This window comes from Synechococcus sp. ATX 2A4 (genome assembly GCF_024346375.1).
GTDB lineage: Bacteria > Cyanobacteriota > Cyanobacteriia > PCC-6307 > Cyanobiaceae > MW101C3.
Window position 1 is genome coordinate 1 of record NZ_JAGQCV010000032.1, and the last position, 255, is coordinate 255.

The following is a 255-nucleotide window of genomic DNA, read 5'->3' on the forward strand; positions in this document are numbered from 1 at the left end:
GCAGGTGCCGAAATGCAAGGATCGTGGTCTCATCCGGGATGCGTTCGCTGACCATGTCGATGCCAGCAAAGCGCCGCATCGTTGGCACCTCGATCAGGGCATCCTCCATCGCTGGATCACTGAGTGAATACCACTGCTGCATCAGGTGGATACGCAGCATGGTGGCAAGCGGATAGGCCGGACGGCCGCCCTTGGAGCTGGTTTTCGGGTAGTAGGGCTCGATCAGATCGATGAGCGCCTTCCAGGGCACAACCG

The 255-nt window shown here is 60.0% G+C and carries 1 protein-coding gene; it reads right to left on the bottom strand.

Annotated elements, in window-relative coordinates; all coding sequences use genetic code 11:
• Window positions 1-255 (bottom strand): transposase (locus KBY97_RS14595; RefSeq protein ID WP_255148067.1); only part of this gene is annotated, 255 nt, incomplete at both ends.